This window comes from Winogradskyella sp. (genome assembly GCF_965656915.1).
Taxonomy (GTDB): domain Bacteria; phylum Bacteroidota; class Bacteroidia; order Flavobacteriales; family Flavobacteriaceae; genus Winogradskyella.
On record NZ_CBFHMI010000111.1, the window covers coordinates 1 to 1,637 of the forward strand.

General features: G+C 33.8%; 2 protein-coding genes. Both read right to left on the reverse strand.

The window, feature by feature from the left end:
• Positions 1 to 14: 14 nt before the first annotated feature.
• Positions 15 to 1,232, reverse strand: a complete 1,218-nt coding sequence (gene porV / locus ACTG3Y_RS13520) for a type IX secretion system outer membrane channel protein PorV (RefSeq protein WP_439153446.1) — start codon at positions 1,230 to 1,232, stop codon at positions 15 to 17.
• A gap of 64 nt (positions 1,233 to 1,296) precedes the next feature.
• A partial coding sequence (locus tag ACTG3Y_RS13525) for a T9SS type A sorting domain-containing protein (protein WP_439153447.1) occupies positions 1,297 to 1,637 on the reverse strand: 341 nt, incomplete at its 5' end.

The window sequence follows — 1,637 nt, forward strand, 5'->3', positions numbered from 1 at the left end:
GTTATTTGTTTATTCTAATATTCATCATACTCACCTGCACCAAAGTTGAACGTCAGTGAAAAACGTAATGTATTTTCTAAAGGACTCTGTATTCTAGAGGCAGAAAATAGATAAGACAAATCTACATTAATTGTAGTATACTTGAATCCCGCACCTAAGGCGAAGAACTTTCTTGCTCCTTTATCTTCGGCTTCATTAAAATAACCTGCTCTGAATGCAAAATTATCCTGATACGTATATTCTGCACCCAATGCCCAGGTAAATTCTCTTATCTCCTCACTAAAACCACCTGGTGCATCTCCAAAAGATTGGAAAATACCATCGATAAAACTTACATCGTTATCTTGTCCTGATACAATTATTGTTGGTTCATTAGGATCTTGTTCACCATTTGGCTCAGTATCACCATCCTGTATCGTATCAACATATCCCAATTCTGGTGGTGTTGGCACTAATAACTTAGCAACCTCTGCTGTTACTCCTAATTTATTATATTCATCAAAGATAAAATCGAAACCTCCACCAAGTCTTAAAGTCGTAGGTTGAAAGTTTTCTCTACCACCATCATCGTACTTAAATTTTGGTCCTAAATTTTGAATTGCGAATCCTGCTCTCCAACGACCGTTAAAGTCATTGTAGGCATCTTCTTCACTTTGATAATACCCTGTAATATCAGCACCAAAAGTATTGGCAGCGTCTGCATTTGGGTCTACTTGATCAATCCTAAGGTCAGATCTTAAATAACGTAAGGCAATAGCCATTGAAAACTGATCTGCTAATCGAAGCGTATATGCCACGTCGGTTGTAAATTCATTAGGTTTTACATTAATTCCAGGATCATTTTCACCCTGAGTTAAAGTGATTTCACCTAAACTAAAATATTTAAAGCTGGCAGATATAGCACTAAATTCATTCAGTCTATTAAAATAAGTGATATAACCAATTGAAATATCATTTACTAATTTACTGAGGTAAGGTGTATAACTTAAACTTACTCCAGATTTGGCTTCTGAGAATACATATTTTGCAGGATTCCATTGTTGTGAAAATCCGTCAACTGAAGTTGCTACACCAATATCTCCCATACCTGCAGCTCTCGCGTCTGGTGCTATTAACATAAAAGGCACACCAGTTGTTATAACTGAAGATTGATTAGGAAAAGTTACTGTTTCTTGCGCAAACGTTAGGTTAATAGTTGCAAAAACGATAAGGGTTATTAAGTATTTTTTCATGAGTACTTTTAAGTTCATAATGCTATTTTACTAGCATTAAATGATTAACAAATATAATTTTTTATTAGAGTATTACAAGTTTTTGAATCTTTTCAACTTGTTTATTTAAACGGTTAGATCTGACTTTTAGTTTATAAACATAGACTCCTTTTCCTATTTTATCACCAAAATCATCCCTTCCGTCCCAAACAATATCCTTAGATAAAGAGCTCGTAGATTTACTTCCTCCAGTAGTTTGTCCATTTAGTGTTCTTACTAATTTACCTGATACCGTAAAAATCTGAACCGAAATATCTAAAGGCTCAACACTATTGTGATTAAACCAAAACTCTGTATAATTTACAAATGGATTTGGGTAATTTAAGACATTATCAATCACTAATTTTTCATCTTTATCGAATACAT